The sequence below is a fragment of the Streptomyces sp. CS113 genome (assembly GCF_002188365.1).
Classification (GTDB): Bacteria; Actinomycetota; Actinomycetes; order Streptomycetales; family Streptomycetaceae; genus Streptomyces; species Streptomyces tendae.
This window is the reverse complement of the sequence record NZ_KZ195574.1, coordinates 6,464,100-6,486,830: the sequence shown is the minus strand read 5'-3', so window position 1 is coordinate 6,486,830 and position 22,731 is coordinate 6,464,100. Positions and strand designations below refer to the sequence as shown.

The 22,731-nt window shown below is 71.7% G+C and carries 16 protein-coding genes; 11 read left to right on the top strand and 5 right to left on the bottom strand.

What is annotated here, in order from left to right:
- Positions 1-8 precede the first annotated feature (8 nt).
- Together B9W62_RS29075 and rpsA are read right to left on the bottom strand one after the other, a co-directional pair.
- On the bottom strand, positions 9-947 hold the full coding sequence (locus tag B9W62_RS29075; RefSeq protein WP_087809922.1) for a PAC2 family protein: 939 nt from the start codon (positions 945-947) through the stop codon (positions 9-11).
- Positions 948-1,105: 158 nt separating this feature from the next.
- Positions 1,106-2,614, bottom strand: coding sequence for a 30S ribosomal protein S1 (rpsA, locus tag B9W62_RS29070; RefSeq protein WP_052841553.1), 1,509 nt, complete (start codon positions 2,612-2,614; stop codon positions 1,106-1,108).
- Between the two features lie 374 nt (positions 2,615-2,988).
- On the opposite strand from rpsA, the gene B9W62_RS29060 reads away from it, so the two are divergent.
- Both B9W62_RS29060 and B9W62_RS29055 read left to right on the top strand, forming a co-directional pair.
- On the top strand, positions 2,989-3,801 hold the full coding sequence (locus tag B9W62_RS29060) for a class I SAM-dependent methyltransferase (RefSeq protein ID WP_179236146.1): 813 nt from the start codon (positions 2,989-2,991) through the stop codon (positions 3,799-3,801).
- A 64-nt stretch (positions 3,802-3,865) separates the two neighbouring features.
- On the top strand, positions 3,866-6,661 hold the full coding sequence (locus tag B9W62_RS29055; protein ID WP_087809920.1) for an ATP-dependent RNA helicase: 2,796 nt from the start codon (positions 3,866-3,868) through the stop codon (positions 6,659-6,661).
- 43 nt (positions 6,662-6,704) lie between these two features.
- Here B9W62_RS29055 and B9W62_RS29050 read toward each other — a convergent pair whose 3' ends face one another.
- The 3 genes from B9W62_RS29050 to polA form a co-directional block, all read right to left on the bottom strand.
- The gene (locus B9W62_RS29050; protein WP_087809919.1) at positions 6,705-8,483 is read right to left on the bottom strand and encodes a lytic transglycosylase domain-containing protein; all 1,779 of its coding nucleotides are present in this window, start codon (positions 8,481-8,483) and stop codon (positions 6,705-6,707) included.
- A 302-nt stretch (positions 8,484-8,785) separates the two neighbouring features.
- Complete coding sequence (locus tag B9W62_RS29045; RefSeq protein ID WP_179235725.1) at positions 8,786-9,175, bottom strand: hypothetical protein; 390 nt, start codon at positions 9,173-9,175, stop codon at positions 8,786-8,788.
- A 447-nt stretch (positions 9,176-9,622) separates the two neighbouring features.
- Entirely contained in the window at positions 9,623-12,346 is a 2,724-nt protein-coding gene (polA, locus tag B9W62_RS29035; protein ID WP_087809916.1) for a DNA polymerase I, read from the bottom strand.
- A gap of 252 nt (positions 12,347-12,598) precedes the next feature.
- On the opposite strand from polA, the gene B9W62_RS29030 reads away from it, so the two are divergent.
- The 9 genes from B9W62_RS29030 (at position 12,599) to B9W62_RS28990 (ending at position 22,659) form a co-directional block, all read left to right on the top strand.
- Positions 12,599-14,878, top strand: coding sequence for an FdhF/YdeP family oxidoreductase (locus B9W62_RS29030; protein WP_087809915.1), 2,280 nt, complete (start codon positions 12,599-12,601; stop codon positions 14,876-14,878).
- 85 nt (positions 14,879-14,963) lie between these two features.
- The gene (locus B9W62_RS29025) at positions 14,964-15,452 is read left to right on the top strand and encodes a PaaI family thioesterase (protein ID WP_087809914.1); all 489 of its coding nucleotides are present in this window, start codon (positions 14,964-14,966) and stop codon (positions 15,450-15,452) included.
- Between the two features lie 124 nt (positions 15,453-15,576).
- Complete coding sequence (locus B9W62_RS29020; RefSeq protein ID WP_087809913.1) at positions 15,577-16,020, top strand: hypothetical protein; 444 nt, start codon at positions 15,577-15,579, stop codon at positions 16,018-16,020.
- Positions 16,017-16,613 (top strand): Tat pathway signal sequence domain protein, encoded by a 597-nt coding sequence (locus B9W62_RS29015; protein ID WP_087812158.1) that lies wholly within the window; start codon positions 16,017-16,019, stop codon positions 16,611-16,613. The genes B9W62_RS29020 and B9W62_RS29015 overlap by 4 nt, the downstream gene beginning before the upstream one ends.
- A gap of 287 nt (positions 16,614-16,900) precedes the next feature.
- A complete protein-coding gene (locus B9W62_RS29010; protein WP_179235724.1) occupies positions 16,901-18,136 on the top strand; it encodes a branched-chain amino acid ABC transporter substrate-binding protein in 1,236 nt (411 codons plus the stop codon).
- Positions 18,137-18,252: 116 nt separating this feature from the next.
- Entirely contained in the window at positions 18,253-19,185 is a 933-nt protein-coding gene (locus tag B9W62_RS29005) for a branched-chain amino acid ABC transporter permease (RefSeq protein ID WP_087809911.1), read from the top strand.
- Between the two features lie 5 nt (positions 19,186-19,190).
- Positions 19,191-21,017, top strand: a complete 1,827-nt coding sequence (locus tag B9W62_RS29000) for a branched-chain amino acid ABC transporter permease (RefSeq protein ID WP_087809910.1) — start codon at positions 19,191-19,193, stop codon at positions 21,015-21,017.
- Positions 21,018-21,022: 5 nt separating this feature from the next.
- Complete coding sequence (locus B9W62_RS28995) at positions 21,023-21,946, top strand: ABC transporter ATP-binding protein (protein WP_087809909.1); 924 nt, start codon at positions 21,023-21,025, stop codon at positions 21,944-21,946.
- Entirely contained in the window at positions 21,943-22,659 is a 717-nt protein-coding gene (locus B9W62_RS28990; RefSeq protein ID WP_087809908.1) for an ABC transporter ATP-binding protein, read from the top strand. Before B9W62_RS28995 ends, B9W62_RS28990 begins: the two co-directional genes overlap by 4 nt.
- The last annotated feature ends 72 nt before the right edge of the window (positions 22,660-22,731 follow it).

Sequence of the window (22,731 nt, the reverse complement as noted above, 5' to 3'; positions counted from 1 at the left end):
TCACGCCGTCAGTTGTCGCCCTCCCGCTCCGCGAGGAACCGTTCGAACTCGCGGCCGATCTCGTCCGCGGAGGGGATCTCGACGGGCTCGGCGAGCATGTTGCCCCGGGTCTCGGCGCCGGCGGCCGCGTCGTACTGGTGCTCCAGCCCCTGGACGAGGGCGGTGAGCTCCTCGTCGCCTTCCTGGATCTGCCGGTCGATCTCCGTCTGGGTGCGGTGGGCTTCCGTGCGCAGGGAGTGCGCGATGCCCGGCAGGACCAGTCCGGTCGCCGCGGTGATCGCCTCCAGGACGGTCAGGGCCGCGTCCGGGTAGGCGGAGCGGGCGATGTAGTGCGGGACGTGCGCGGCGACGCCGAGCACGTCGTGGCCGGCCTGCGCGAGCCGGTACTCGACGAGTGCCTCGGCGCTGCCGGGGACCTGCGCCTCCTCGAAGGGGCTGCGGTGGCCCGGCACCAGGTCGGTGCGGGTGCCGTGCGGGGTGATGCCGACGGGGCGGGTGTGCGGGACGCCCATCGGGATGCCGTGGAAGCTCACCGACAGACGGACGCCGAGCCGCTCCACGATCTGCCCCACGGCGGCGGCGAAGCGCTCCCACTCGACGTCCGGCTCGGGGCCCGACAGGAGCAGGAAGGGCGCTCCGGTGGCGTCCTGGACGAGCCGCACCTCGATGGTGGGCTCCTCGTAGTCCGACCAGGTGTCCCGCTTGAAGGTCAGCAGCGGACGGCGCGCGCGGTAGTCCACGAGCCGGTCGTGGTCGAAGCGGGCGACGACCTGGTGGGGCAGCGCGTCGAGCACCTGGTCGACGATCTGGTCGCCGGTCTCACCGGCGTCGATGTATCCGTCGAAGTGGTACAGCATGACCAGTCCGGCCGACTCCTGGGCGAGTGCCATGTCGACGACGGCAAGGCCCTTCGGCTCCCAGGCGTACAAATCCTGCGGATCAAGCACAGTGACCGCTCCCCTCCTCGTGTTCACACCTCACAACGCCCTTGCGGGGTGGGGCATTCCCGGCGGACACACCGAAGGGGCCGCACCTCGGAAGGTGCGGCCCCTCGGTCAACCGCTGTGCTTCAACCGCCGTGTGTCAGCGGCCGGTGCGCAGAGCCTCAGCTCTGGCCGCCGGCGAGCTTCTCACGCAGCGCGGCCAGCGCCTCGTCCGACGCCAGGGCGCCGGAGTTGTCGCCGCCCTCGGAGGAGTACGAGCCGCCGCCGCCACCACCGGACGCGACCGGAGCCGCACCCGCGGTGTCGACACCCTCGGCAGCGGCCTTCTCGTCCGCCTCGCGGGACTTGATGACCTGCGCCTGGTGCTGCTCGAAGCGCTGCTGGGCCTCGGCGTACTGCGTCTCCCAGGCCTCGCGCTGGGTCTCGTAGCCCTCGAGCCAGTCGTTGGTCTCGGGGTCGAAGCCCTCGGGGTAGATGTAGTTGCCCTGGTCGTCGTAGGACGCGGCCATGCCGTACAGGGTCGGGTCGAACTCGACCGTCGACGGGTCGGCACCGAAGGCCTCGTTGGCCTGCTTCAGCGAGAGGCTGATGCGGCGGCGCTCGAGGTCGATGTCGATGACCTTGACGAAGATCTCGTCGTTGACCTGGACGACCTGCTCCGGGATCTCCACGTGGCGCTCGGCCAGCTCGGAGATGTGGACCAGACCCTCGATGCCCTCGTCCACGCGGACGAACGCACCGAACGGCACCAGCTTCGTGACCTTGCCGGGCACGACCTGGCCGATCTGGTGGGTGCGGGCGAACTGCTGCCACGGGTCTTCCTGGGTCGCCTTCAGCGACAGGGAGACGCGCTCGCGGTCCATGTCCACGTCGAGGACCTCGACGGTGACTTCCTGGCCGACCTCGACAACCTCGGACGGGTGGTCGATGTGCTTCCAGGAGAGCTCGGAGACGTGGACCAGACCGTCGACGCCACCCAGGTCCACGAAGGCACCGAAGTTGACGATCGAGGAGACGACGCCGGAACGGACCTGACCCTTCTGGAGGGTCGTGAGGAACGTCTGGCGGACCTCGGACTGGGTCTGCTCCAGCCAGGCACGGCGGGACAGGACCACGTTGTTGCGGTTCTTGTCCAGCTCGATGATCTTCGCCTCGAGCTCCTTGCCCACGTAGGGCTGGAGGTCGCGGACGCGGCGCATCTCGACCAGGGAGGCCGGGAGGAAGCCGCGGAGGCCGATGTCGAGGATGAGACCACCCTTGACGACCTCGATGACGGTACCGGTGACGATGCCGTCCTCTTCCTTGATCTTCTCGATGGTGCCCCAGGCACGCTCGTACTGGGCGCGCTTCTTCGAGAGGATCAGGCGGCCTTCCTTGTCCTCCTTCTGGAGGACCAGGGCCTCGATCTCGTCACCGACGGCGACGACCTCGTTGGGGTCGACGTCGTGCTTGATCGAGAGCTCGCGGCTCGGGATGACACCTTCGGTCTTGTAACCGATGTCGAGCAGGACCTCGTCCCGGTCGACCTTCACGATGACGCCGTCGACGATGTCGCCGTCGTTGAAGTACTTGATCGTCTCGTCGATCGCGGCGAGGAAGGCTTCCTCGTTACCGATGTCGTTGACCGCAACCTGCGGGGTGGTGGCGGTGGTCTCGGTGCTGCTCGTCATGTGGGAAAGGGCTCCGGTACGGACATTGAAGTCGTAGGTACTGCTTACGCCGGGAGCCCGTTTCGCTCTGCAGAAGCCGGACAGCCAAGGAAGTGTCACCGAAACCAGGGGTGACACCTCGAGAACCGAGGGGACATACAACAGATGCGAGCGCGACCTGCTACGTCTGAGGTGCGCAGGCCCGCAGCGCAACTTGTAGCATACGGGGGCAGCCGGGCAGGGTCAATGCGCGAAGCCGCACACCCGGGGCGGATCGTCGCATACCCGGCACAAGAGCCGTCTCCCGAGGCCACACGGACCCCTGGATGCCCCTTGCGTGACACGCGGGGCGGGCGGCACGGAAGAGCCCGCAGACTAGTACGAGGGAGCCGGTCATCCAAGAGGGAGTCGAAGCATCCGAACCCGAGGCCACCCGGCGTGCCGCCGGTGTCACGGAGAGTTCCCGCGCCAACCGCGGCTGGTGGGACCGGAACGCGGACGAGTACCAGACCGAGCACGGCACCTTCCTCGGCGACGACCGCTTCGTGTGGTGTCCCGAGGGGCTGGACGAGGTGGAGGCGGAGCTGCTCGGCCCGCCGGAGGAGCTGAAGGGCAAGGACGTCCTGGAGATCGGCGCCGGCGCCGGCCAGTGTTCGCGCTGGCTGACCGCCCAGGGTGCCCGTCCGGTGGCCCTGGACCTCTCCCACCGCCAGCTCCAGCACGCCCTGCGCATCGGCGGCGCGTTCCCCCTGGTGTGTGCCGACGCGTCGGTGCTGCCCTTCGCGGACGGCTCGTTCGACCTGGCGTGTTCGGCGTACGGGGCGCTGCCGTTCGTCGCCGACCCGCGGCTGGTGCTGCGGGAGGTGCGCCGGGTGCTGCGTCCCGGCGGCCGCTTCGTCTTCTCCGTGACGCACCCGCTGCGGTGGGCGTTCCCGGACGAGCCGGGCCCCGAGGGGCTGTCGGTCTCCGCCTCGTACTTCGACCGGACGCCGTACGTCGAGCAGGACGACGAGGGCCTCGCGGTGTACGTCGAGCACCACAGGACGCTCGGCGACCGGGTGCGGGACGTGGTGACGTCGGGGTTCCGGCTGGTGGACCTCGTCGAGCCGGAGTGGCCGGACTGGAACACCTCGGAGTGGGGCGGCTGGTCGCCGCTGCGCGGGCATCTGATCCCGGGGACGGCGATCTTCGTCTGCGAGCGCGACTGAGCCGTACCGGGAGGCGGGCGCCCGCGCGTGGAGGGCGGTTTCGCGGACGTACGACACTGGGGACGTGATCCGTTACGACGCCCTGGACGCGCTGCCCGTGCGCGGTGCCCTGCCCGCGCTGCACGACGCCCTGGAGGGGCACGGCACGGCGGTGCTGGTCGCGCCGCCCGGCACCGGCAAGACGACGCTGGTGCCGTTGGCGCTGGCCGGGCTGCTGGGCGGCGAGGAGGCTCCCGCGCGGCGGGTGGTCGTGGCCGAGCCGCGCCGGATCGCCGCGCGGGCGGCGGCCCGCCGGATGGCGTGGCTGCTGGGTGAGAAGCCGGGCGCGAGTGTCGGGTACACCGTGCGCGGGGAGCGGGTCGTCGGGCGCCGCACGCGCGTGGAGGTCGTCACGACCGGTGTGCTGCTCCAGCGGCTCCAGCGGGACCAGGAGCTGACGGGCGTCGACGCGGTGGTGCTGGACGAGTGCCACGAGCGGCACCTGGACGCGGACACGTCGGCGGCCTTCCTGTGGGACGTGCGGCAGGCCCTGCGGCCCGAGCTGCGGCTGGTGGCGGCGTCGGCCACGACCGACGCGGAGGGCTGGTCCCGGCTGCTGGGCGACGCGCCGGTCGTCGAGGCGCACGGCGTGTCGTACCCCGTCGAGGCCGTGTGGGCGCCGCCGGTGCGGCCGGTACGGCCACCGCACGGGATGCGGGTGGACCCGGCGCTGCTCGCCCACGTGGCCTCGGTGGTACGGCGGGCGCTGGCCGAACGGGACGGGGACGTGCTGTGCTTCCTGCCCGGCGTCGGCGAGATCTCCCGCGTCGCCGGGCAGCTGGGGGCGCTCGCGGACGTGGACGTGCTCCAGGTGCACGGGCGGGCGCCCGCGGCCGTGCAGGACGCGGTGCTGGCGCCCGGGGCGCGGCGCAGGGTGGTACTGGCGACCTCGGTGGCCGAGTCGTCGCTGACCGTTCCGGGCGTGCGGGTGGTGGTGGACGCGGGTCTTGCGCGGGAGCCGCGGGTGGACCACGCGCGCGGGCTCAGCGCGCTGACGACGGTACGGGCCTCGCGGGCGGCGGCGCGGCAGCGGGCGGGCCGGGCCGGGCGCGAGGCGCCGGGAGTGGTGTACCGCTGCTGGGCGGAGGCGGAGGACGCCCGGCTGCCGCGGTTCCCGGCCTCGGAGATCAAGGTGGCCGACCTGACGGCCTTCGCGTTGCAGGCGGCCTGCTGGGGCGATCCGGACGCGTCCGGTCTGGCGCTGCTCGATCCGCCGCCGGGCGGGGCGATGGCGGCCGCGCGGTCGGTGCTGGAGGCGGTCGGCGCGGTGGACTCCACCGGCCGGGCGACGGAGCGAGGCGTACGGCTGGCCCGCCTCGGCCTGCACCCCCGGCTGGGCCGCGCGCTCCTGGACGCGGCGGAGCCGAGTGCGGGGGCCGCGTCCCCGCCCGCCTCGCCCTCGCCGGCGGAGCCTGCCGACCGCACCGGTCCGCGGGCCTCGGGTACGGGCGCGTCGTCGGCGCGGACCGCGCCCGCACGGCACACCGCCGGCGGCCCGGCGCGCACGGCCGCCCCGGGGGCCGGGAGCTCCGAGGCCGGGACTCCTGGGGCGCGCGACCGCGGCACGGCCGCGCCGCGGCCCCACACCTCCGCGACGGGCGGTTCCGGGGCGAGGACCGCCGGGGCGGCGGGCTTCGGGGGCGGCCGGGCGGAGGTGGTCGCCGAGGTGGTGGGGCTGTTGAGCGAGGAGGCGCCGCGGGAGTACGGGGACGAGCTGGTGTCCGTGCTGCGGGCGGCTCGGCGGGGCGGTGACGCGTACGGGGCCCGGTGGCGGGCCGAGGTGCGGCGACTGCGGGCCGCCGTGGACGGCGGGGACGGCGGGGACGGCGGGCCGGGACAACCGGTCGGCGACGACACCCTCGCCGGTCTGGTGGCCGCCCTGGCGTTTCCCGAGCGGGTGGCCCGGAAGGACGGCGGTTCGTACCTGATGGTCTCCGGCACCCGGGCGGAACTGCCGGAGGCGTCCGCGCTGCGCGGGGCGCCGTGGATCGCCGTCGCCGTGGCCGACCGGCCGGTGGGCAGGGGGCACGCGCGCGTGCAGCTCGGCGCGGCCGTCGACGAGGAGACCGCCCGGCTCGCGGCGGGAGCGCTGCTGACGGAGCGGGACGAGGTGCACTGGGCCGACGGAGACGTGGTGTCCCGGCGGGTCGAACGGCTCGGGGCGGTGGAACTGGCGGCGCGGCCCCTCACCGACGCCGACCCCGCGCTCGTACGGGGCGCGCTGCTGGAGGGGCTGCGGCGGGAGGGGTTCGGGCTGCTGGGCCGGTCGGCCGACGCCGAGCTGCTGCGCAAGCGGCTCGCGTTCCTGCGCCGCCACCTCGGTGAGCCCTGGCCGGACGTCACGGACGAGGCGCTGCTCGCGCGCGCGGACGAATGGCTGGAGCCCGAACTCGGCCGGGCCCGGCGGCGGGCCGACCTGGGGCGGATCGACGCCGGGCAGGCGTTGACGCGGCTGCTGCCCTGGGCGTCCGGGGAGGCGGCGCGGCTCGACGAGCTGGCCCCCGAGCGGATCCTCGTCCCCAGTGGGTCCAGGATCCGGATCGACTACGGCGACCCCGGACAGCCCGTCCTCGCCGTGAAGTTGCAGGAGATGTTCGGGCTCCAGCGGTCACCCGAGATCGCCGGGGTGCCGCTCCTCGTACATCTGCTCTCCCCCGCGGGCCGCCCCGCCGCGGTCACCGCCGACCTGGCCTCGTTCTGGAAGGACGGCTACCACGGCGTACGGGCGGAGCTGCGCGGCCGGTATCCGAAGCACCCGTGGCCGGAGGACCCGGCCACGGCGGAGCCGACGCGGTACACGAAGGCCCGGCTCGGCAAGTGACCGAGCACCGGCGGGGCGGCTGCCCCGCCGGGCGGGTCGGTGCCTACGCCTCCGGTGCCGTCGAGGGCCCGGTCGACGGGTCCGGCGCCGGTTCGGCCGGCTTGGCCACCTTCAGGGTGATGTCGAGCCGCCCGCCGCCCGGCGTGGTGAGGCGGAGGACGTACGTGCCCTCGGCGTCGTCGGCGTACAGCTTCGGCAGCTCCAGCAAACCCTCGGCGTCGGTCTGCCGGCCGGTCAGCGTACGGACGGCCTTGCCGTCGGCGTCCTTGAAGTAGGGACCCTTGTCGTTCTCGGTCGGGTCGTCCTCGGACTTGATGAGGGTGGCGGTGACGGCGACCTTGTCCGCGACGGCACCCTTGAGGGTGGCCTTCACCGCGATCGGGTCGGCGAACTCGCCGCCCGGCGTGCACGTCAGCTCGGTCTCACCGGTGCTGGTGAGGACGTCGGCGACGCGCTCGGTGACGGTGGCCTTGTAGTCGAGGCCCGGGACGGTGCGGCCGATCACGGTGGCGCGGACGGTGAAGGCGCCGGTCTGCTCGCCCGCCACCAGCGCGGGCGCGACGGCCACGCCGGAGGCGTTGGTGGTGACCGCGGCGACCTTGTCCCCGCCGGTGAAGGCGGCGTCCGTGTCACCCAGGACGGTGAAGCGGATGCGCACCTTGCCGACGGCCTCCCCGGCCTTGGTCTCGGCGCGGGCGCTGATCTTCTTGGCGAACGTGTCGCCCGCGATCGCGGTGAGCCCCGTGCTGCCGGCGTTCTCCAGGTGGTGAACCGTGTCGGTGGGCGTGGGGGGCGGGGTGGGGGTCTCGGTCGGCGGCGTCGGGTCCTTGGGCGGTGTGGAGGGGCCGGTGCCCGGGCTGCCCGGATCGGTGGGCTTGCCCGACGACGGCGGCTTGCTCGGGCTCTGGCCGGGACCGGGCGTCGTACCGGGAGCCCTGGGCGGGGTGCTCGCACCCGTCCGGCCCGGTGACGGACTGGCACCCGCGCGGGTGTCGTCGCTGCGGCCGACCGGGAGGCTGCCGGTGCCGTCCGGGATCTCGTGGGAGCCCTTGCGGTAGTGCTCCAGCCACGACAGGACCGTGTTCAGGTAGTCCTGCGAGTTGTTGTAGCTGAGGATCGCTCGATTGAGGTCGGCCTGGTCGGACAGGTCCCAGTCGAAGCGGCACAAGTAGTGGCCGGCGGCGAGCGCGGCGTCGTAGACGTTGTTGGGGTCTTCCTTGCCGTCGCCGTTGCCGTCGCGGCCCGCCCACGACCAGGTGGACGGGATGAACTGCATGGGGCCGACGGCGTTGTCGTAGCTGCTGTTGCCGTCGTAGACGCCGTTGTCGGTGTCCTTGATGAGCGCGAAGCCGTTGCCGTCGAGCTGCGGGCCGATGATCCTGCCGATCGTGGTGCCGCTGGCGTCGACGCGGCCGCCGCGGGCCTGGCCGGACTCCACCTTGCCGATGGCGGCGAGCAGTTGCCACGGCAGGTTGCAGCCGGGCTTGGCCCGGCGCAGCTCCGACTCGGCCTTCTTGTAGGCGTCGAGGACGGTGGCCGGGATGCCGGCCTCGGACGTACCCCGGGAGGAGGGGGTGCCCGTGGTCGGGGAGGGGTTGGGACTGTTGAGCGGCGGCAGGTCGGTGTAGTAGGGCGAGTTGCCCGTGGCGCTCTCCTCGGCAGGCGCGTCGGACGTCGGCACGTTGTCGGCGGTGGTCTGTCTGCCGTTGCCGTCGGCCGTCACGTCGGGGGCCTGGGACGCGGACAGGGCCGCGACCGCGACCGCCGCCACGGTGGTGGTGACCGCCGCCTTGCGGAGCCTCCTGTCGAAATGCGCCGCCATAGAGTGAACCCCTCCCGTGGACGCCCGCGCGTCCGTCCCGTCCGTTTTCTGCTGTCCTACGCGCCCGTCGTACCGGCTGTGTCCGCCCTGTTGTGACGATCGACCGGCGCAGACGGTTGCACCGCCGGTCCTCCGGGCACCGTGCGCGTCTGTTCGACCCGTACCGTGCCGCAGGCGACCCTACGACAACTTGCTTTGCACGGGCACCCGTTCCTGCCCGATATTCACCACTTGGCCATATGAGGAGTTCTGTTGCCGTTCGCGCCCCGGTCACGCGGCCGCCTTGCCGTCCGGGGCCGTGGTCAGTACCGAGTCGGGCCGCCCGGTCGGGCGCCGAGCGTGTCGGCGGTCGCGACGAACACGGTGAAGGTGTGCGCGGGCCGGGGGCGCGGCAGCAGGGTGAGGGCCAGCGCGAGGTAGCCGCGGGCCAGGTCGGCCCACAGCCGCCAGGCGGGTGTCTCGTGCGGGGCGGCGGTCGCTGGGGCGCGGCGGGCGAGTGGGCGGCGTAGGTCCGTCGCGGTGCGGCGGAGGACCGTCGCGGTGCGGCGCAGGACCGTCGTGAGGGTGGCGGGGGTGCGGCCGGTACTTGCGCCCGGTGCGAACACCGGGACCGGGAGGAGTGGCACGCGGGCGGGTCCGTCGGTGCGTGCCCGTGCCGGTGTCGTCCGGTGGTGGAGCATGCGTATACCCATGCCCGCATCCTCACGGGAGGCCGGGGGCGGGGCGTTTCCGCGGGGGCCACCGGAGTGACGGAAGCGGCGGGCGAGCGGCCCGGGGGCCGCGCACCAGCGCCGGAAGAGTGACCCGGCGTTGCGGGCGGGGGTGCGCAGCCCGACGCCGACGGGCTGGCCGGCGTTGGGGCCGGGGCGGGGTGTGCGCAGCCCGGCGTTGCGGGGTGCCGCTGCGCCCACCCGTGCCGCCCAAGCGGCACGACTGCCCGCAGCGGCGGAGGGCTAGGGGGTGTCGTTTGGATCTTGCCGGGGTCGCGGGGTCTGGCACGCACATCTGCGGCGTTGTCGTCGGTTGCCAACGCTCCGCGTTGTCGCCCTCCTCCGCCTTGCAGCTGCACGCACCAGACCCCGCTCGGGTCGGCCACAAGGCACCGTCGGCCGCGGCCGGCCTGATCCAAACGACACCCCCTAGTGCGCGGCCGACTCCCAGTCCGGGCCCGCGCCGACCGAGACGCCCAGGGGGACCCTGAGCCGCACCGCGTTGGCCATCTCGCGGCGGACCAGCTCCTCCGCCGCGGCGCGCTCGCCCGGGGCGATCTCCAGGACGATTTCGTCGTGGACCTGGAGGAGCATGCGGGACGCGAGGCCGGCCTCGCGCAGCGCCTTGTCCACGTTGAGCATGGCGATCTTGACGATGTCGGCCGCCGTGCCCTGGATCGGCGCGTTCAGGGCCATCCGCTCGGCCGCCTCGCGGCGCTGGCGGTTGTCGCTGTTGAGGTCGGGGAGGTAGCGGCGGCGGCCGAAGAGGGTCGCCGTGTATCCCGTGGCCCGTGCCTCGTCGACGACCCGGCGCAGATAGTCCCGCACGCCGCCGAAGCGCTCGAAGTAGGCGTCCATCAGGCCGCGGGCCTCGGCCGCCTCGATGTTCAGCTGCTGGGAGAGGCCGAAGGCGGACAGTCCGTACGCCAGGCCGTAGGACATGGCCTTGATCTTGCGGCGCATCTCGGCGTCCACGGCCGACTGCTCGACGGAGAAGACCTGGGCGGCCGCGGTGGTGTGCAGGTCCTCGCCGGAGGTGAACGCCTCGGTCAGGCCCGCGTCCTCGGAGAGGTGGGCCATCACCCGCAGCTCGATCTGGCTGTAGTCGGCCGTCATCAGGGACTCGAAGCCCTCGCCGACGACGAACCCGCGGCGGATCGCCCGGCCCTCGTCGGTGCGCACCGGGATGTTCTGGAGGTTCGGGTCGGTGGAGGACAGGCGGCCGGTCGCGGCGACCGTCTGGTTGAACGTGGTGTGGATGCGGCCGTCCGCGGCGATGGTCTTGATCAGGCCCTCCACCGTGACGCGCAGCTTGGCCTGCTCGCGGTGGCGGAGCATGATCACCGGCAGTTCGTTGTCCGTCTGCGCCGCGAGCCAGGCCAGGGCGTCGGCGTCGGTCGTGTAGCCGGTCTTGGTCTTCTTGGTCTTCGGCAGGTTCAGCTCGCCGAAGAGGACCTCCTGGAGCTGCTTGGGCGAGCCCAGGTTGAACTCCCGTCCGGCCGCCGCGTGGGCCTCCTTCACGGCCTGCTGGACGGCGCCCGCGAACATCTGCTCCATGGCCTGGAGGTGCTCCCGGTCGGCCGCGATGCCGTGCCGCTCCATGCGGGCGAGCAGTGCGGAGGTGGGCAGCTCCATGTCGCGCAGCAGGTCCGCGGCGCCGACGTCGGCCAGGCGGCTCTCGAAGGTCTCGCCCAGGTCGAGGATGGCGCGGGCCTGCACCATCAGCACCTCGGCCTCGGCGCCCTCGTCCGCGCCGAAGGCGAGCTGTCCGTCGGCCGCGGCGGCGGGGGCCAGCTCGCGGTGCAGGTACTCCAGGGACAGCGCGTCCAGGTCGAAGGAGCGCCGGCCGGGCTTGACCAGGTAGGCGGCCAGCGCGGTGTCCATGCCCACGCCGGCGACGCTCCAGCCGTGCTCGGCGAAGACGCGCATCGCGCCCTTGGCGTTGTGGAAGACCTTCGGACGGTCCGGGTCGGAGAGCCAGGAGCGGAACGCCGTCTCGTCGGCCTCGTCGAGCTCCGTCGGGTCGAACCAGGCGGCCTTCCCGTCGGACGCGGCGAGCGCGACCTCGGTCACCGATCCGGTGCCCAGGGCCCAGGTGTCGACGGTGGCCACGCCGAGCGGCTGCGCGCCGTGCTCGGTGAGCCAGCCGGCCAGCTCGCCCGTGCCCAGCACAGTGCCGTCCAGCTCGACGCCGTCCGCGACCACCGGGGTGGCCTCGGCCTCCCCGGCGCCCGGGTCGACGGCGTAGAGCCGCTCGCGCAGCGAGGGGTTGCGGATCTCCAGGGTGTCCAGGATCACCGCGACGCCCTTGCGGTCGTAGGCCGTCCGCTCGAGGTCGGTGACCGTCCTGGGCAGCTCGACGCGCCGCTCCAGCTCGGTGAGCCGGCGGTTGAGCTTCACGTTCTCCAGGTGGTCGCGCAGGTTCTGCCCGGCCTTGCCCTTGACCTCGTCGACGCGCTCGACCAGCTCCGCGAACGACCCGAACTGGTTGATCCACTTCGCGGCCGTCTTCTCGCCGACGCCCGGGATGCCCGGCAGGTTGTCGGAGGGGTCGCCGCGCAGCGCCGCGAAGTCGGGGTACTGGGCGGGGGTCAGCCCGTACTTCTCGAAGACCTTCTCCGGCGTGAAGCGGGTCAGCTCGGAGACGCCCTTGGTCGGGTACAGGACCGTGGTGTGCTCGCTGACCAGCTGGAAGGAGTCGCGGTCGCCGGTGACGATCAGCACGTCGAAGCCCTCGGCCTCGGCCTGAGTGGCGAGGGTGGCGATGACGTCGTCCGCCTCGAAGCCCTCGACGGCGAAGCGGGGCACGTGCATGGAGTCGAGCAGCTCGCCGATCAGCTCCACCTGCCCCTTGAACTCGTCCGGGGTCTTGGAGCGGTTCGCCTTGTACTCGGTGAACTCCTCGGACCGCCAGGTCTTGCGGGAGACGTCGAACGCCACCGCGAAGTGCGTGGGCGCCTCGTCGCGCAGGGTGTTGGCCAGCATCGACGCGAACCCGTAGATCGCGTTGGTCGGCTGGCCCGTCGCGGTCGTGAAGTTCTCCGCGGGCAGCGCGAAGAACGCGCGGTACGCCAGCGAGTGCCCGTCCATGAGCATCAGCCGCGGTCGGCCGCCGGAGGTGCTGTCGGTCTTCTTCGATGCTGTCTTCGCCACGACACCGATCCTGCCACGTGCCACTGACAGTCGGCCCCGGCCTCGCCGTCCCGCGGCCTCCCCGCGCCGTCCCACGGCCTCCCCACGCCGTCCTGCGCCGTTCTGCGCCGTTCTGCGCCGGGTGCGCGGCGGCGGCACGCAGGTTCCGCAAGCTTTGCTCACCGTCTCCGCCCCGACCGGACGGACTCGGTGTCGGCGGGGCGTGCGAGGATCGGAGACGTACCTCACAACGCGTAAGCGAAGGAGCGCGCGATGGCGACCAAGCCGCCCAAGGGTGATCCGGTTCAGGACGCGCCGCAGGTCTCGGGACCTCAGCACGCGGCGGCGGGCATCCCGGCGATCGGCCACACCCTGCGAGTCGCGCAGCGGCAGATGGGTGTGAAGCGGACGGCGCTGACGCTCCTGCGCGTCAATCAGAAGGACGGCTTCGACTGCCCGGGCTGCGCCTGGCCGGAGGGGGACCACCGGCACAAGGCGGAGTTCTGCGAGAACGGCGCGAAGGCCGTGGCCGAGGAGGCCACCCTGCGCCGCGTCACCCCGGAGTTCTTCGCCGCGCACCCCGTCGCCGACCTCGCGACCCGCAGCGGCTACTGGCTGGGCCAGCAGGGCCGGCTGACGCACCCGGTGTACCTCCCGGAGGGCGGTGAGCACTACGAACCGGTCACCTGGGAGCGCGCCTTCGGCATCGTCGCGGAGGAGATCGCCGCGCTCGACTCGCCCGACGAGGCGGTCTTCTACACCTCGGGGCGCACCAGCAACGAGGCGGCGTTCCTCTACCAGCTCTTCGCGCGCGAGCTGGGCACCAACAACCTGCCGGACTGCTCCAACATGTGCCACGAGTCGTCCGGCTCGGCGCTCTCCGAGACGATCGGCGTCGGCAAGGGCAGCGTCCTGCTGGAGGACCTGTACAAGTCCGACCTGATCATCGTGGCCGGCCAGAACCCGGGCACCAACCACCCGCGGATGCTCTCCGCCCTGGAGAAGGCCAAGGCGAACGGCGCGCGGATCATCAGCGTCAATCCGCTGCCCGAGGCCGGCCTGGAGCGCTTCAAGAACCCGCAGACCCCCAAGGGGCTCACCGCGGGTGCCTCCCTGACCGACCTGTTCCTGCAAATCCGCCTCGGCGGCGACCAGGCGCTGTTCCGGTTCCTCAACAAGCTGATCCTGGAGACGGAGGGCGCGGTCGACGAGGCCTTCGTCGAGGAACACACGCACGGCTACGAGGAGTTCGCCGCGACCGCCCGCGCCGCCGACTGGGACGAGACGCTCACGGCGACGGGACTCACGCGCGCGGAGATCGAGGCGGCGCTGCGCATGGTGCTCGCCTCCGAGCGCACCATCGTGTGCTGGGCGATGGGCCTGACCCAGCACAAGCACTCGGTGCCCACGATCCGCGAGGTCGTGAACTTCCTGCTGCTGCGCGGCAACATCGGTCGTCCCGGCGCGGGCGTCTGCCCGGTGCGCGGCCACTCCAACGTGCAGGGCGACCGCACGATGGGCATCTTCGAGCGGCCCGCGCCCGCCTTCCTGGACGCCCTGGAGAAGGAGTTCGGCTTCGCCCCGCCGCGCGAGCACGGCTACGACGTCGTCCGGGCGATCCGCGCGCTGCGCGACGGCGACGCGAAGGTCTTCTTCGCCATGGGCGGCAACTTCGTCTCCGCCTCCCCCGACACCGAGGTCACCGAGGCGGCGATGCGCCGGGCCCGGCTCACGGTGCACGTGTCGACGAAGCTGAACCGCTCGCACGCGGTCACGGGCGCACGGGCGCTGATCCTGCCGACGCTGGGCCGCACGGAGCGTGATCTCCAGGGCGGCGGCGAGCAGTTCGTGACCGTCGAGGACTCCATGGGCATGGTGCACGCCTCGCGCGGCCGTCTGGAGCCCGCGAGCGGGCAGCTGCTGTCCGAGCCCGCGATCGTGTGCCGCCTGGCGCGCCGGGTGCTGGGCGAGGAGAGCCGCACGCCGTGGGAGGAGTTCGAGAAGGACTACGCGACGATCCGCGACCGCATCGGGCGGGTCGTACCGGGCTTCGAGGACTTCAACGCGCGCGTGGCGCACCCCGGGGGCTTCGCCCTGCCGCACGCCCCGCGCGACGAGCGCCGCTTCCCGACGGCCACCGGGAAGGCCAACTTCACCGCCGCGCCGGTCGAGTTCCCCGAGCTGCCCGAGGGGCGGCTGCTGCTCCAGACGCTGCGCTCGCACGACCAGTACAACACCACGATCTACGGCCTGGACGACCGTTACCGGGGCATCAGGAACGGCCGCCGCGTCGTCCTGGTCAATCCGGAGGACGCCCGGCGGCTGGACGTCGCGGACGGCTCCTACGTCGACCTGGTCAGCGAGTGGCGGGACGGGGTGGAGCGGCGGGCACCCGGTTTCCGCGTCGTGCACTATCCGACGGCCCGGGGCTGCGCGGCGGCGTACTACCCGGAGACCAACGTCCTGGTGCCGCTGGACGCCACCGCGGACACCAGCAACACCCCGGCCAGCAAGTCCGTGGTCGTCCGTCTGGAACAATCGGCGACCGACTGAGCGTTTGCTCAGCCAAGCGGCCGGCCGGCACCCCGCGCTGCCGGCCGGCGGACCCGCAGACGGATGGACGAAACGGAGCCGGCCCATGGGCGAGCAGCAGCAGGTGCAGTTCCCGCAGGAGGTCATCGACGAGTACGCCGCGCTCGGGGTAAACCTGCCCGCGCTGTTCTCCGCCGGGCACCTGGGCACGCGCATGGGTGTCCAGATCGTCGAGGCGTCGGCGGACCGGGTCGTCGGCACCATGCCGGTGGAGGGCAACACCCAGCCGTACGGGCTGCTGCACGGCGGCGCCTCGGCCGTGCTGGCCGAGACGCTCGGGTCGGTCGGCTCGATGCTGCACGGCGGCGCCGCCAAGATCGCCGTCGGTGTCGACCTGAACTGCACCCATCACCGCGGGGTCCGTTCCGGTCTGGTCACCGGGGTGGCCACGCCCGTGCACCGCGGCCGGTCGACGGCGACGTACGAGGTCGTGATCAGCGACGAGCAGGACCGCCGGGTGTGCACCGCCCGGCTGACCTGCCTGCTGCGCGACCTGAACCCCGGCGACGGGGCCCCGACGGCCACGGCGGGCTGAGCCACCCGCGCCGGGCGCCCCGCGGCGCGGTGCCCGCGGGTACGCGCGGGATCCTGCCGGTGCCCGCCCGAGCGCCCGTGACCGCGGCATTGCCCGCGGTCGTCCCGCGTCCTAGCGTCGGGGCATGGGACGGGGAGGGGCGCTCCGGCGGGGACGGACACCGAGGCGGGGCCGTGCGGCGCTGACGCTGGTGACGGCGGTCGTGGTCGTCGGCTGCGGCTCCGGTGACGGAGCGGGCGGATCCGCCGGGTCCGCACACGGCGCCTCCGCGTCGGCCGCGCCGTCCGCGTCTCGACAGCCCTTGTCCGGCGCCGAGTTGTGCGTGAGCGCCGTCGGGTACTGGGCGCGCGAGATGCTGGACGGCGGGGAGCCCTACGGCGACTATCAGTCGATGGGGCTGTCCAACCGGCAGTACGACATCCTGCGCGAGGTCGTGGACGAGGCGCGGGCCGCGCAGCGGGACCAAGGCGCCCGGACCGCCCGGGAGTTGCTCGACCGCCGGGTGCGGCAGGCGTGCGCCGACGGATACCGCGACGGCGGTCCGAGCCGCGGTCCGTGGCAGTCATGACCGGCATCGGACCGGTCGAGCCGGGCGGGGACACCCGCGTCCGGGACGCGCCGCCGCCCCGGCCGCGCGGACGCCTCGCCCTGCGCTACGAGCGCCACCGCCGGACCGTCCTCGCCTCCGGCGCCGCCCTCGTCGTACTCGCGGGCGGCGGCTACCTGTACGCGAGCCGTCCCCAGCCGCGGCCCGCTCCCCCGCCGCCCTACCCGTCCCAGGCGGTCGACCTCGTCTACGGGGCCGCCGCGTCCGGCTCGCCGGGGGCCACGGCGGGCACTTACAGCTTCACGGTGCTGCTGAGCGTGCGGTCGGGACCGCCCGTCACGGTGACGCGGCTGACCCAGCCCTACGACGGCCTGTCGGTGACGTCCTCGCCGACGGCACCTTTCCAGACAAAGTCGCATTCCACCCGCAAGATCATTGTCACCCTGCGGGTGACGGAATGTGAAAAAGCACCCCGGAATCCCGGACTCCCTTTCCTGGATGTAACACTGCGTAATGCGCGCGCAATAGAAGCCCACAGTTTCATCCTGGGAGCGCGCTATGCGCAGGACCTCTCCCAGGCCCTCGAGGTCGCCTGCAGCAACCATTCGCGGTAATCACCAAAACGCCCCAGACGCCTGAACCCGGGCTGTTCGTCCTGCGGGTTCTCACCATGCGGACAGGGCGAATCGGCCTGAATTCAGCCCTTCTTCCCACCGAGTACCGCTCTGCAATACCCGGTGTCATAACAAGAGAGTCACAGCCTCAGTCAGACCCTCCTCCACCTTCCCCACACACGCTTAGAGTCACGGCCAGTCACCGCGCCGTCGGATTGTCATTTCGGCCCCGCGCTCGACTCGACCGCCTCCACGGGGATGCGGCCGTGCCAGGGAAAGGACTGATCGTGCGTCAACGTTCGCTCATCGCCATCACCGCCGCTCTGGCGGCGGGAGCGCTCACCCTCACCGCCTGTGGCTCGCGCGACGACGACGGCGGATCCGACTCCGGCAACGGCGGCGGGGGCACCACCGTCGTCATCGGCGTCGACGCCCCGCTGACCGGCGACCTGTCCGCGCTCGGCCTCGGCATCAAGAACTCGGCGGACCTCGCGGCCAAGACGGCCAACAAGGACAAGACCGTCGAGGGCATCACCTTCAAGGTCGAGGCACTCGACGACCAGGGCCAGCCGTCCGTCGGCCAGCAGAACGCCAGTAGCTTCGTCGCCGACAAGGACGTCCTCGGCGTCGTCGGCCCGCTGAACTCGTCGGTCGGCGAGTCCATGCAGAAGGTCTTCGACACGGCCAAACTGGTCGAGGTCTCCCCGGCCAACACCGGCCCGTCCCTGACCCAGGGCCCGGACTGGCGGAACAAGAAGGTCCGCCAGTACAAGTCGTACTTCCGCACCGCGACCACGGACGCCATCCAGGGCCCGTTCGCCGCGCAGTACGTCTACAACGACGCCAAGAAGAAGAAGGTCTTCGTCATCGACGACAAGAAGACCTACGGCGCGGGCCTCGCCGCCACCTTCACCGAGGAGTTCAAGAAGCTCGGCGGCCAGGTGGTCGGCACCGAGCACATCAACCCGGACACCAAGGACTTCTCCTCGGTCGCCACCAAGGTGAAGAACTCCGGCGCCGACGTCGTCTACTACGGCGGTGAATACCCGCAGGCCGGCCCGCTGAGCAAGCAGATCAAGGAGACCGGCGCCAAGATTCCGCTGGTCGGCGGCGACGGCATCAAGGACGACACCTTCATCAAGCTGGCCGGCTCCGCCGCCAACGGCGACCTCGCCACCTCCGTCGGCGCGCCCGTCGAGGAACTCCCGTCGGCCAAGAAGTTCGTGGCCGACTACAAGGCGGAGGGTTACAAGGAGGACTACGCGGCCTACGGCGGCTACTCCTACGACTCCGCCTGGGCGATCATCGAGGCCGTCAAGAAGGTCGTCGGGGACAACGGCGGGAAGCTTCCCGACGATGCCCGTGCCAAGGTCACCGAGGCCATGCAGAACGTCTCCTTCGACGGTGTGACCGGCAAGGTCTCCTTCGACGAGTTCGGTGACGCGACCAACAAGCAGCTCACCGTCTACTCCGTCGAGAACGGAGCCTTCAAGTCCGTCAAGTCCGGTACCTACACCGGCTGACCGGACCCGCACCACTGCCCACGAGCCGCGCGGGGCGCTGTTCCACTGGCGCCCCGCGCGGACTCGCATCCGGCCACACCATCCGTCGAACGTCCGAAAGTCTCGGAGGACATGCGGTGAACGAACTGCCGCAGCAGCTGGTCAACGGCCTGCTACTGGGATCCATGTACGGGCTCGTCGCCATCGGCTACACAATGGTCTACGGCATCGTCCAGCTCATCAACTTCGCCCACGGCGAGATCTTCATGACCGGCGCCTTCGGCGCACTCACGGTCTACATGTACATCCTGCCCGACGGCACCTCCATGCTGATCGCCCTGCCCCTGATGCTCATCGGCGCGGTGATCGTCTCCACCACCGTCGCCGTCGGGGCGGAACGGTTCGCCTACCGCCCCCTGCGCGGCGCACCCCGGCTCGCGCCCCTGATCACCGCGATCGGCCTCTCCCTCGCCCTGCAACAGGCGGTGTGGGCCTGGTACCCGGACGCGAAGTCCGCGCGGCCCTTCCCGCAGATCGACGGCGGGCCCTTCCACATCGGCGACGTCACCCTCCAGACCGGCGACATCTTCCTGTTCGTCGTCGCCCCGGTGAGCATGGCGATCCTCGGCTTCTTCGTGATGCGCACCCGCACCGGACGGGGCATGCAGGCCACCGCGCAGGACCCGGACACGGCCAAGCTGATGGGCGTCAACACGGACCGCATCATCGTGATCGCCTTCGCGCTCGGCGCCGTCTTCGCCGCCGTCGGAGGCGTCGCCTACGGCCTCAGGTACGGCCAGATCGAGTTCAAGATGGGCTTCATCCTCGGTCTCAAGGCCTTCACCGCGGCGGTCCTCGGCGGTATCGGCAACATCTACGGCGCCATGATCGGCGGTGTCGTCCTCGGCGTCGCCGAGACCCTGGCCACCGCCTACATCGCCGACATCCCCGGCCTGGACAAGTTCGGCAGCCAGTCCTGGGCGGACGTCTGGGCCTTCATCCTCCTCATCCTCGTGCTGTTGTTCAGGCCGCAGGGCCTGCTCGGCGAACGCGTTGCGGACAGGGCGTGACACCGATGACCACACAGACCACCGCGCCGAAGAACACCGGCGCCCCCGCTCCGGGCGACGCCTCCGGCCTCATCGGCATACCCGCGAACCTCGGCCGTGCCCTCGCCACCGGCGGCGGCGTCCTCACCGTCGTCTCCACCTTCCTCGCCTGGACCTGGACCGCCGAGTTCCCCGGCGACCTCACCGTCTACGGCTACCCCGGCGGCCTCCAGGTCCTGGTACTGATCGCCGGCGCCCTCACCGCCCTCTTCGGCCTCGCGTCGTACGGCGTCAAGGGGCTCGGCTGGCTCGCGCCCGCGGGTGCCGACGCGGCGCTCAAGTTCGCCGCGCTCGCCGCCTTCGCCACCACCTGGTACACGGTGGTCGCGATCAGCACCAAGCTCGGCGGCGTCGTCAACCTCGAACCCGGCGGCTACATCGCCGCGGCCGTCACCCTCGTCGCGTTCCTGGGCGCCCTCGCGCTGCCCTTCGAGCGCCCCGAGCCCGACCCGTTCGACCCCGACGACACCGGCTGGGACCGCTTCAAGCACACCGGCTCGCAGAACTGGCAGACGGTCCGGGCGGCCTTCGCCTCCAAGGACCCCAAGCCGGTGCGCGCGCTGCCCTCCTACGTCGAGATCCTCGTCATCGTGGCGATCCTCGCCGTGGCGCTGCTCGTCTTCACCTACGGCATCGGCACCGAGTACGACGAGCTGTTCATCGGCTTCCTGATCGTCGCCGGCTTCGGGTTCTCCGCCTTCCACCGGTCCGGGCTGATCGGCCACGCCACCGAGATCACCGCACGGCACCAGAACATCACCGTCTGCGGCGCCTTCATCGCGGCGGCCTGCTTCCCCTTCACCCAGTCCGACGACCAGTACGCCACCCTCGGCGTCTACATCCTGATCTTCGCCACGGTCGCGCTCGGCCTGAACATCGTCGTCGGCCTCGCCGGCCTGCTCGACCTCGGCTACGTGGCCTTCCTCGGTGTCGGCGCCTACGCCGCCTCCATGGTCTCCGGCTCCCCCAGCTCGCCCTTCGACCTGCACCTGCCCTTCTGGGCCGCGGTCCTGGTCGGCGCGGCCGCCTCCCTGGTGTTCGGCGTCCTGATCGGCGCGCCCACGCTGCGGCTGCGCGGCGACTACCTCGCCATCGTGACGCTCGGCTTCGGTGAGATCTTCCGGATCACCGCCAACAACCTGGACGGCACCTCGGGCCCGGACGTCACCAACGGCTCCAACGGCATCTCGTCCATCCCCGACCTCAAGATCCTCGGCTTCGACCTCGGGGTCGCGCACGACATCGGCGGCTTCACCCTCGGCCGGTTCGCCAACTACTTCCTGCTGATGCTCATCATCACGGCCGTCGTCGTCCTCGTCTTCCGGCGCAGCGGCGACTCCCGCATCGGCCGCGCCTGGGTCGCCATCCGCGAGGACGAGACCGCCGCGCTCGCCATGGGCATCAACGGCTTCCGCGTCAAGCTCATCGCGTTCGCCGTCGGCGCCTCGCTGGCCGGACTCGCCGGCACCGTCCAGGCGCACGTCACCTACACCGTCACCCCCGAGCAGTACCTCTTCGCCGGCACCACGCCGCCCAACTCGGCCTTCCTGCTCGCCGCGGTCGTGCTCGGCGGCATGGGCACCATCGCCGGTCCGCTCATCGGTGCGGCGCTGCTGTTCCTGATTCCCAACAAGCTCCAGTTCCTCGACGACTACCAGCTCCTCGCCTTCGGACTCGCGCTCGTCCTGCTGATGCGCTTCCGTCCGGAGGGCCTCATCGCCAACCGGCGCCGCCAGCTGGAGTTCCACGAAGAGGCCGAAGCGCCCGCAGTCCTGAGCAAGACAGGGGCCTGACCACCATGACCACCGACACCACCACCAAGGACACCGCACCGGGCGCCCCGGCCCCCGGCACCACCATCCTCGACGCGCGCGGTGTCACGATGCGCTTCGGCGGACTGACCGCCGTGAACGGCGTCGACCTCACCGTGAACAGCGGCGAGATCGTCGGCCTGATCGGCCCCAACGGCGCCGGGAAGACGACCTTCTTCAACTGCCTGACCGGTCTCTACATCCCGACCGAGGGCGAGGTCCGCTACAAGGGCCAGGTCCTGCCGGCCAAGTCGTTCAAGGTGACCGCCGCCGGCATCGCCCGTACCTTCCAGAACATCCGGCTGTTCGGCAACATGACGGTCCTGGAGAACGTCCTCGTCGGCCGGCACACCCGGACCAAGGAGGGCTTCTGGTCGGCGGTGCTGCGCGGTCCCGGCTTCCACCGCGCGGAGAAGGCGTCCCGTGAACGCGCCATGGAGCTCCTGGAGTTCGTGGGTCTCGACCCCAAGGCCGACCACCTCGCCCGCAACCTGCCCTACGGCGAGCAGCGCAAGCTGGAGATCGCCCGCGCGCTGGCCAGCGAGCCGGGGCTGCTGCTCCTGGACGAGCCGACGGCCGGCATGAACCCGCAGGAGACGCGGGCCACCGAGGAACTGGTCTTCGCCATCCGCGACAAGGGCATCGCCGTCCTCGTCATCGAGCACGACATGCGGTTCATCTTCAACCTCTGCGACCGCGTCGCCGTACTGGTGCAGGGCGAGAAGCTCGTCGAGGGCGACAGCGCCACCGTGCAGAGCGACGAACGCGTGGTCGCCGCCTACCTCGGCGAGCCCCTCGCCGACGACCCCGGCGCCGCGGAAGCGGCCGAAGTGGAGGCCGCCGAAGCCGCGCAGGCCGCCCAGGCCGGCACCACCACGGACACCGCGGCCGGCAAGGAGAACGACCGATGACCGCACTGCTCGAGGTCGAGGACCTCCGCGTCGCCTACGGCAAGATCGAGGCCGTCAAGGGCATCTCCTTCAGCGTCGACGCGGGCGAGGTGGTCACCCTCATCGGCACCAACGGCGCCGGCAAGACGACGACGCTGCGCACGCTGTCGGGGCTGCTGAAGCCGGTCGGCGGCCAGATCAGGTTCGGCGGCAAGTCGCTCAAGAAGGTCCCCGCGCACCAGATCGTCTCGCTGGGGCTCGCCCACTCGCCCGAGGGGCGGCACATCTTCCCGCGCATGACGATCGAGGACAATCTGCGCCTCGGCGCCTTCCTGCGCAGCGACCGGCCGGGCATCGAGAAGGACATCCAGCGCGCCTACGACCTCTTCCCGATCCTCGGTGAACGCCGCAAGCAGGCCGCGGGCACCCTGTCCGGCGGAGAGCAGCAGATGCTCGCCATGGGCCGTGCCCTGATGTCCCAGCCCAAGCTGCTGATGCTCGACGAGCCCTCCATGGGCCTCTCGCCGATCATGATGCAGAAGATCATGGCGACGATCGCCGAGCTGAAGTCCCAGGGCACCACCATCCTGCTCGTCGAGCAGAACGCCCAGGCCGCCCTGTCCCTGGCCGACCACGGCCACGTCATGGAGGTCGGCAACATCGTCCTGTCCGGCAGCGGCCAGGACCTGCTCCACGACGAGTCGGTCCGCAAGGCCTACCTCGGCGAGGACTGACGGCCGCTCCGCTCACGGTACGGCTGAGGCCCGCACCCCCGCACGGGGGACGCGGGCCTCACTCGTACACCG

Bases quoted from the DNA above. Each gene is read 5' to 3' on its own strand.
- B9W62_RS29025 (WP_087809914.1), top strand. From the start codon at position 14,964: ATGGGCGAGCAGCAGCAGGTGCAGTTCCCGCAGGAGGTCATCGACGAG.
- B9W62_RS29050 (WP_087809919.1), bottom strand. From the start codon at position 8,483: ATGGCGGCGCATTTCGACAGGAGGCTCCGCAAGGCGGCGGTCACCACC.
- B9W62_RS29030 (WP_087809915.1), top strand. From the start codon at position 12,599: ATGGCGACCAAGCCGCCCAAGGGTGATCCGGTTCAGGACGCGCCGCAG.
- B9W62_RS29000 (WP_087809910.1), top strand. From the start codon at position 19,191: ATGACCACACAGACCACCGCGCCGAAGAACACCGGCGCCCCCGCTCCG.
- B9W62_RS29015 (WP_087812158.1), top strand. From the start codon at position 16,017: ATGACCGGCATCGGACCGGTCGAGCCGGGCGGGGACACCCGCGTCCGG.
- B9W62_RS29045 (WP_179235725.1), bottom strand. From the start codon at position 9,175: ATGGGTATACGCATGCTCCACCACCGGACGACACCGGCACGGGCACGC.
- rpsA (WP_052841553.1), bottom strand. From the start codon at position 2,614: ATGACGAGCAGCACCGAGACCACCGCCACCACCCCGCAGGTTGCGGTC.
- B9W62_RS28990 (WP_087809908.1), top strand. From the start codon at position 21,943: ATGACCGCACTGCTCGAGGTCGAGGACCTCCGCGTCGCCTACGGCAAG.
- B9W62_RS29020 (WP_087809913.1), top strand. From the start codon at position 15,577: ATGGGACGGGGAGGGGCGCTCCGGCGGGGACGGACACCGAGGCGGGGC.
- B9W62_RS28995 (WP_087809909.1), top strand. From the start codon at position 21,023: ATGACCACCGACACCACCACCAAGGACACCGCACCGGGCGCCCCGGCC.